This is a genomic window from Thiocystis violacea, from assembly GCF_016583575.1.
In the GTDB taxonomy this organism is placed as follows: domain Bacteria; phylum Pseudomonadota; class Gammaproteobacteria; order Chromatiales; family Chromatiaceae; genus Thiocystis; species Thiocystis violacea.
Genome location: NZ_NRRG01000098.1, coordinates 1 through 7,563, shown reverse-complemented (window position 1 = coordinate 7,563; position 7,563 = coordinate 1). Strand labels below are relative to the sequence as shown.

Annotated in this window: 10 protein-coding genes; all 10 read right to left on the bottom strand. The window is 64.4% G+C overall.

Features of this window, described 5'->3' with window-relative positions:
- Positions 1-408: YbgF trimerization domain-containing protein (locus CKO27_RS22975; protein WP_276570201.1), on the bottom strand; the 408-nt coding region annotated here is incomplete at its 3' end.
- A gap of 11 nt (positions 409-419) precedes the next feature.
- Positions 420-965: a peptidoglycan-associated lipoprotein Pal gene (gene pal / locus CKO27_RS22970; RefSeq protein ID WP_242471087.1), complete on the bottom strand. Its 546-nt coding sequence runs from the start codon at positions 963-965 to the stop codon at positions 420-422.
- 14 nt (positions 966-979) lie between these two features.
- Positions 980-2,290 carry a Tol-Pal system beta propeller repeat protein TolB gene (gene tolB, locus CKO27_RS22965; RefSeq protein ID WP_200377243.1) on the bottom strand — a complete coding sequence of 437 codons (1,311 nt, stop codon included), beginning with the start codon at positions 2,288-2,290 and terminating at the stop codon, positions 980-982.
- A 15-nt stretch (positions 2,291-2,305) separates the two neighbouring features.
- The gene (gene tolA, locus CKO27_RS22960; RefSeq protein WP_200377242.1) at positions 2,306-3,715 is read right to left on the bottom strand and encodes a cell envelope integrity protein TolA; all 1,410 of its coding nucleotides are present in this window, start codon (positions 3,713-3,715) and stop codon (positions 2,306-2,308) included.
- A 2-nt stretch (positions 3,716-3,717) separates the two neighbouring features.
- A complete protein-coding gene (tolR, locus tag CKO27_RS22955) occupies positions 3,718-4,161 on the bottom strand; it encodes a protein TolR (RefSeq protein ID WP_200377241.1) in 444 nt (147 codons plus the stop codon).
- Between the two features lie 23 nt (positions 4,162-4,184).
- The gene (gene tolQ, locus CKO27_RS22950) at positions 4,185-4,859 is read right to left on the bottom strand and encodes a protein TolQ (protein ID WP_200377240.1); all 675 of its coding nucleotides are present in this window, start codon (positions 4,857-4,859) and stop codon (positions 4,185-4,187) included.
- 6 nt (positions 4,860-4,865) lie between these two features.
- Positions 4,866-5,327 (bottom strand): tol-pal system-associated acyl-CoA thioesterase, encoded by a 462-nt coding sequence (gene ybgC / locus CKO27_RS22945; protein WP_200377239.1) that lies wholly within the window; start codon positions 5,325-5,327, stop codon positions 4,866-4,868.
- Between the two features lie 136 nt (positions 5,328-5,463).
- Entirely contained in the window at positions 5,464-6,480 is a 1,017-nt protein-coding gene (ilvC, locus tag CKO27_RS22940; protein WP_200377244.1) for a ketol-acid reductoisomerase, read from the bottom strand.
- Between the two features lie 166 nt (positions 6,481-6,646).
- Positions 6,647-6,886 carry a hypothetical protein gene (locus CKO27_RS22935; RefSeq protein ID WP_200377238.1) on the bottom strand — a complete coding sequence of 80 codons (240 nt, stop codon included), beginning with the start codon at positions 6,884-6,886 and terminating at the stop codon, positions 6,647-6,649.
- Positions 6,887-7,348: 462 nt separating this feature from the next.
- Positions 7,349-7,563, bottom strand: a 215-nt coding sequence (locus CKO27_RS22930; protein WP_200377237.1) for a transposase, incomplete at its 5' end; no start/stop codon positions are given.

Here is a 7,563-nt window from a genome sequence, read left to right as displayed (position 1 = left end):
GACCCCAGGGGGCTGTTCCAAGGCCCCGCCGCTGGCGTCCACCATGCCTGGGGGCAGCTCCGGGCGCGTCGGATCGCCCGTGACCCCCGAGCCATCCGAGGGCTGGGGCGACTGAGCGGAAGTGCGGGGGGCATTCAGCCTGGAGTCCAGGTCGATGAACTGATCGCGCTGCTGGCGCTGGAGCTTGTCGATGTCGAATCGCTGCTGCTCGACCATTCCACGCAGCTCTTGCATCTCGGTCTGGAGCCGCTGCATCTGAAGCAGCAGTTCGGAACCGCTCTGGTTCTCCAGGATGCGTTCGAGGCGCCCGACCCGCCCGTCCAGTTCCGGGTCGGCGAGCGCGATGGGGGCCATGAACCCCGCGATGAGGGCGGCGGTCAGGAGCAAAAAGGATCGGGCGGTCATCATGGCGGCGTCCCTCAGTATTGGATGATCACGCGACGGTTCAGGCGCCAGGCCTGCTCGTTGTGCCCCGCCGCGGCCGGGCGCTCCTCGCCATAGGCAAGGTTGGCCATCTGATCGGGGAGCACGCCCTCGGCCAGCATCAGGCGTTTCACGGCCTCGGCGCGCTGGTCGCCCAGGGCCAGATTGTATTCACGGGTGCCACGCTCGTCGGTGTGACCCTCGAGCGTGACGCGGGTTTCGGAGTGGCTGCCCAGATAGCGGGCGTGGGTCCGCACCAGGGGCAGGTACTCGGGTTTGATCTCGGCGGTGTCGTAATCGAAATAAATGGTCCGGTTGGAGAGCGGACTGGACGGATCCTCCCAAGGGCCGGCGTAGGTCGGGCGGGGGGATTCGAGCGGCGCGGTCCTGGTTTCACGCCCGGCCGTTGGCTGGTAGGTTGGACTGGGCGCCACCGGCTCCGGCAGGGGGGGCGGCTCGGGCGTGCTGGCGCATCCGACCAGCGTCGCCGCCACGAGCGACAGCGCCAGCCAGGTCATGTAAGGAACGGATTGGACAGGCATGAGACGAGGTTCCTTTAGCGGATGAGGGGGGACCAGGCGGGTTCGCGAACCTGCCCCGAATCCTGGGAGAGTCGCTGGCTGCCGCCGCCCTCGACGGCCGCGGCGGCGAGCACTCCGCGCCCGCCATGGATGGTCGCGTAAATGACCATGCTTCCATTGGGCGCGAAACTCGGCGACTCATCCAGGTTACCGCTGCTGAGCAGACGGGTGAGGCCGCGGGTCGTATCCAGCACGCCGATCCGAAAGGCCCCATTGATCCGGGTGACCATGGCGATCGAGCGGCCGTCCGGCGAGTAGGAGGCGCGGCCGTTGTAGTCGCCCTCGACGCTGATGCGCTCGGCGGCACCGCCCGACGCGGACATGCGATAGATCTGCGGGCTGCCGCCCCGGTCGGAGGTGAAGATGAGCGAACGTCCGTCCGGCGACCAGGCCGGCTCGGTATCGATGGCGTAGTGGTCGGTGAGACGCACCAGCTCGCGACTCAAGAGATTGAGGGTGTAGATATCGGCGCTACCGTCTTTCGACAGGGTCATGGCCAATCGCACCCCGTCCGGGGAGAAGGCCGGCGAGCCGTTGATGCCCGGATAGCTGGCGACCAGATCGCGACGTCCCGAGCTGAGTTCCTGGATGTAGATGGCGGGCCGCCGGTTCTCGAAGGAGACGTAGGCGATGCGGCGACCGTCCGGGGACCAGGCCGGCGACATGATGGGTTCGCCCGAGGAGACGATGGTCTGTGGGTTGTAGCCGTCGGCGTCCGAGACCTTTAGGGTCACGGTCATGCTGTCGCCGCTGCCGCTGGAGGTGATGTAGGCGATGCGGGTCGCGGCGACCCCCGGTTGACCGGTCAGCTTCTCATGGATGAGATCGGCGATGCGGTGGGCAGTCTGGCGCATCCCGGCCTTGGTGCCGACCAGACTGGTGCTGGCCAGTTCATTGCCGCGAAAGACGTCGAAGAGACTGAAGCCGATCCGGTAGCCCTCCCCTTCCGGCTCGACCCGGCCGATGACCAGATTGTTCATGCCGAGCAGGCTCCAGTCGCGAAAATCGACCGCCTCGCGCGTGCTTGGCATGTCGAGCATGTCGCGGGTCGGCATCGGCTTGAAGCGGCCGGTGCGGGCCAAGTCGGCGCTGACGATGGCCGCCACGTCGACGGGTGGAACCAGTCCCTCGGAGACGCCGAAGGGCACGATGGCGATGGGCTGCGCGGCCTCGATACCGCCGGTGATCTCGATGTTGAGTCGCGGCGCGGCGATGACGAGGCCCACTCCGGACAGCATCAGGATCAGCGCAAGGAGTAGACGCGGCAAGCGGATATGTCGGCTCATGAGGCGTTGTCCCGGCTAGGGCTTGAAGGTGAAGTCGAAATCGCGGAAACGCTCGAAGGGCGGACCGGATGGCACGGGCAATGGCGAAGCATTGTACACGGCGGCGATGACTGATTGATCGAAGGCGGTATTGCCGCTACCGCGCACCAAGATCACGCTGTTCGGCACCACATCACCACCGGGCACGAGGCGCAACGAGACCTCGGTCTCGAGGTCGGTGCCCGCTGCCGGCGGGCGAACCCAGAACTGACGGACGCGGTCGCGAATCGCGGGGATGTAACGTTCGGCCTCGCGGGACACCTGCTCGGAGGCCAGTTGCGACAGCAGATCCTCCTCGCGCGCCCGCTGGGCCTCCTCGGACGTCAACCGGCGCTCCTGCTCGGTGGCCCGTTCACGCACCGCCTGCTCGCGACGGCGCGACTCGACCTCCTCGGCCAGCCGCCGTTCCTCCTCCTCGGCGAGACGCTCGGCCTCGGCAGCGAGACGCCGCCGGCGCTCGACCTCGGCGGCCTGGAGTTCGCGCTCCCGATCGGCCTGGAGCCTGGCCTCTTCCTCGGCGGCCAGACGCTCCGCTTCCTGGCGCAGACGCTCACGCTCGGAGGTCATGAGCCGGGCGGCTTCCTCGGCGCGCAGGCGCTCGGCCTCGGCCAGGGCGCGTGCCTCCTCGGCCTGACGCTGTTCCTTGGCCTGGCGACGCGCCAGTTCCTCCGCCTGCCGACGCGCGGCTTCCTCGGCGCGCCGACGCTCGGCCTGGGCCTCGGCGCGCGCCTGTTCGGCCTGACGCTGCTCCTCGGCCTGGCGACGCGCCAACTCCTGCGTCTGCCGACGGGCCTCTTCCTCGGCGCGTCGACGCTCGGCCTGGGCGCGGGCGCGAGCCTCTTCCGCGAGTCGGCGTTCATCGGCCTGACGGCGTTGAGCTTCCTCGGCTTGGCGCCTGGCGTCCTCGGCGCGGCGAGCCTCCTCCTCCGCCGCCAGACGCCGGGCCTCCTCCTCGGCGCGCGCGCGGGCTTCCTCGACGGCCTGTTGGCGCTCCGCCTCATCGGCTTGACGCTGCGCCTCCAACTCGGCCAGGCGCCTCGCCTCCTCTGCTTGCGCCGCGCGTTGCTCGGCCAATTCGTTTCCGCGCTGAGCCTCAAACTCCGCCTCACGCCGAACCTCCTCCGCGGCGAGGCGCTGGGCCTCGATCTCCTCGGGACTGGGCGACGGATCGGCCGGACGCCCCGCGCCCTCGGTCGAGAGATCGGCCGTCAGCTCGTCGAGCGCGCGATCGGAGATCACCGTGGCCTTCACCACCCGCGCCTTGGCGCCGGCGTCCACCGTCGGCTTGATGAAATCGACGCCCACGAAAAAGAGCAGTGCGAAGACGAGATGCAGCCCGAGCGACCAGTAGAGGGCACGCGGATTGCCGCGCAGGATCTCCCACATGGCTAGGGCTCGCGACGCTCCGGCGGCGTGGTGATCAACCCGACCTCCGGCGCGCCCGCCTTCTGGGCGATGGCCATGGCCCGCACGACCCGGCCGTAATCGACCCGATTGTCGGCGCGCACCAGAATGGGCGTTTCCTTGCGGTAGTCGAGCACCACGCGGATGCGGTCGAAGAGAATTTGGTCGCTGGCCGGCTGATTTTTCTCGGTACCGATGTCGATGTAATAGTCGCCGAACTCATCCACCGTGATGACCACGGATTCGGTCGTCGGGCTGGGGATTCCGCCCGCCGCCTCACGCGGCAGATTGACCTTGACGCCGGTCGTGATGAGGGGCGCGGTCACCATGAAGATGACCAGCAGCACCAGCATGACGTCGATATAGGGCACGACGTTGATCTCGGCCATGAGCCGGCGACGGTTGCGACCGCGAGTGTTCTTGACCATGGCCTCTGGACTCCCGAAGCGCCTCAGTGACGTCCCTGACGCTGGAGCAGGGTCGAGAATTCCTCGACGAACTCCTCGTAGCGATTGTTCAGCCGCTCGACCTGATTGGCATAGCGGTTGTAGGCGATGACCGCCGGGATGGCCGCGAACAGACCGATGGCGGTCGCCACCAGGGCCTCGGAGATACCGGGCGCGACCAGCGCCAGGGTCGCCTGCTCGACGTTCCCGAGCGCATGAAAGGCATGCATGATGCCCCAGACGGTGCCGAAGAGCCCCACATAGGGGCTGGTCGAACCGACCGTCGCCAGGAAGGCCAGGTTGATTTCCAGCCGATCCATCTCCCGACTCATGGCGACGCGCATGGAGCGCTCGGACCCATGCAGCACCGCCATCATGTCGTCGCCCTCAATCTTGCGCAGCCGCACGAACTCCTTGAAGCCCGCGCGAAAGATCGACGCCAGACCCTGGCTGCCCTTCTCTTCCTGGCTCAGTTCCTTGTAGAGGGCGCTCAGATCGCCACCGGACCAGAAGCGCTCCTCGAAGGCGTTGGCGGTCTTGCGCGCCTTGCCGAGCACCCGGCCGCGATCCAGGATCATGGTCCAGGAGATGACCGAGGCTGCCAACAGCACGACCAGCACCAGTTGGACGACGAGGCTGGCGTTGAGGACCAGGGTGAGCAGCGACAGATCGGAGGTCATTGCGTATTACTCCATGGGCGCGGAAGTGGCGCGCGCGAGACCGGACAGGATTCCCGAGACAAGTGGAGCGGGCATGCGGCGCGGCCGCATGGCGGCGGCGTCCAGACAGACGACCTTGACGTGGCCCCGACAGCAGACGGCTTGATCCTCGACACGCAGAACCTCCTGTTCGAATTCCAGACTGGCGCCGCCCTGACGGGCGAGACGCGAGCGCACGATCAGCCGATCGTTGAAACGCGCCGGAATCAGATAACTGAGATCCACCCGGCTGACGGCGAAGACCACGCCTTCGCGCTCGCGCAGTACGTCCTGCTCGAAACCCAGGTCGCGCAGCCATTCGGTCCGTCCGCGCTCCAGGAAGCGCAGATAGTTGGCGTAGAAGACCACGCCGGCGGCGTCCGTGTCCTCGTAATAGACACGCACCGGCCAGTCGAAGACGGTCTCGTGGGAAGGACTGGAGATGGACATCAAAAGGCTCGATTCGGCAACATCCGCTATCGCCGGACGGTTCGGCGAATCCTTGAAGAGTGCGGAGAGTCTCCGCGCTTGAATACAACTGGGGTCCGTGAAGCGGGGCGTTGCCAAAAGCGCCGCCCCGCTCGTCTCAGTTACGGCTCTTGTCGACCAGCTTCTTCTCGCGAATCCAGGGCATCATCTCGCGCAGACGCTCGCCGACTTCCTCGATCTGATGCTCGGCACCGAGACGACGCATGGCCTTCATCGAAGCCGCGCCGGCCTGGTTCTCCAGGATGAATTCCTTGGCGAACTGGCCGGTCTGGATCTCGGTCAGGATACGCTTCATCTCGGCCTTCGTCTCGGCGTTGACGATGCGCGGACCGCGGGTCAGATCGCCATATTCGGCGGTGTTGGAGATCGAGTAGCGCATGTTGGCGATGCCGCCCTCGTAGATGAGGTCGACGATCAGCTTCACCTCGTGCAGACACTCGAAGTACGCCATCTCGGGGGCGTACCCGGCCTCGACTAGGGTCTCGAAACCAGCCTGGATCAGCGAGGTCAAGCCGCCGCAGAGCACCACCTGCTCGCCGAACAGATCGGTCTCGCACTCCTCGCGGAAGTTGGTCTCGATGATGCCGGCGCGACCGCCGCCATTGGCCGAGGCATAAGCGAGCGCGATGTCGCGCGCCTGACCGCTGGCATCCTGATGGACGGCGATGAGTGATGGCACGCCGCCGCCCTGGGTGTAGGTGGAGCGCACCAGATGGCCCGGACCCTTGGGGGCGATCATGATGACGTCCAGATCCTCGCGCGGCGTGATCTGGCCGAAGTGGACATTGAAGCCGTGGGCGAAGGCGAGCGCGGCACCCTGCTTGATATGCGGCGCGATCTGGTCGCGGTAGAGCGTGCCCTGATGCTCGTCCGGGGCCAGGATCATGACGACATCCGCCTCGGCCACGGCCTCCTCGATCGCCTTGACCGCCAGCCCGGCATTGGTGGCCTTGGCGGCGGAGGCGGATCCGGGACGCAGACCCACGGTGACGGAGACGCCCGAGTCCTTGAGGTTGTTGGCGTGGGCATGGCCCTGCGAGCCATAGCCGACGATGGTCACCTTCTTCCCCTGGATCAGTGAGAGGTCGGCGTCTTTGTCGTAATACACATTGATGGTCATTCGAACGGTCCTAGTGGTCTAAAAATGGGTGATGGTCAGAGAAATACTACCTGATCCGGTCGCGATAAACGCCCTCATCGAATGGCCTGCGACGGTTCGGGTAGCGTGGACAAGCAGGTGACAAGGCATTTCAACTTTCGTGACAGTTCAAGCCGGCTTGTTAGGCGACGTTCTGCAGCAGGTTCGCGAAATCTTTTCCGGACGTAGCCCGAGGAAGAGGCTTATTGTCGCACTTATAGAGTTCAATCATTTCTTCCACGATTTGACAAAGCTCCTCAAAGACAGCCTTCTCGTCACCACCATGACAGCCGCCGAACATTAAACCTGGGCAACTTCCCACATAACAGCCATCTTCCTCGGACCATTCAACGATCTTTGCGTATCGGGCACTATCTTTCATATTTGTGACTCCTCGATCGCTTTCTGTACCGCCTTTACAATGTACCGTTGGGCATCATCCCCGAGTTTTCCGGAAATTGTGATTAGCTTCGTGACGCGGTTGTTCCGCGCCTAACACCAAGCTCAGCCGAGCCGGTTGAGCCAGCGTAGCCAGCGTAGGATGGGTAGAGCGCAGCGAAACCCATCGATCACAGGCGCCGAAGCATCCTGTTCGCACCACAAACAGCGCTCCGGGGATACCGGGAGCGTTCAAGTCTGCCTTCCAGTTCAGTGGTTCGATGGGTTTCGTGACCGACAAGCTTCCGTACTCAATCATCAACGTCGTGCCACGGTAAATTTACCCATCCTACGCTGGCTTGTTAGGCGATCAAAATTCAATTAACGTGATCTGTCCCGGCTTTCCTCATTAGAGGCTGTATAGGAACACATCGCTATAGTCGATCCAATTAACCGTTAATAGAAATCAATTAACTTGTATCTGATTATGGCCTATTTGACGAAGAAGTAAGCGGCCTGAGGCGAGATAAACTTGTGCCTCACTCGACGTAGGCTTGCGTTCATAATCTCTACTCAGCCGACGTGATCGGCCAAGCCATGCAAATGTTCGCTCAACGACCCAGCGGCGGGGTAAAACATGGAAACCTTTAACCCCTTTTTTCTTTTTAACGACTTCAAGCT

Bases quoted from the DNA above. Each gene is read 5' to 3' on its own strand.
- pal (WP_242471087.1), bottom strand. From the start codon at position 965: ATGCCTGTCCAATCCGTTCCTTACATGACCTGGCTGGCGCTGTCGCTC.
- tolB (WP_200377243.1), bottom strand. From the start codon at position 2,290: ATGAGCCGACATATCCGCTTGCCGCGTCTACTCCTTGCGCTGATCCTG.
- tolA (WP_200377242.1), bottom strand. From the start codon at position 3,715: ATGTGGGAGATCCTGCGCGGCAATCCGCGTGCCCTCTACTGGTCGCTC.
- tolR (WP_200377241.1), bottom strand. From the start codon at position 4,161: ATGGTCAAGAACACTCGCGGTCGCAACCGTCGCCGGCTCATGGCCGAG.
- tolQ (WP_200377240.1), bottom strand. From the start codon at position 4,859: ATGACCTCCGATCTGTCGCTGCTCACCCTGGTCCTCAACGCCAGCCTC.
- ybgC (WP_200377239.1), bottom strand. From the start codon at position 5,327: ATGTCCATCTCCAGTCCTTCCCACGAGACCGTCTTCGACTGGCCGGTG.
- CKO27_RS22935 (WP_200377238.1), bottom strand. From the start codon at position 6,886: ATGAAAGATAGTGCCCGATACGCAAAGATCGTTGAATGGTCCGAGGAA.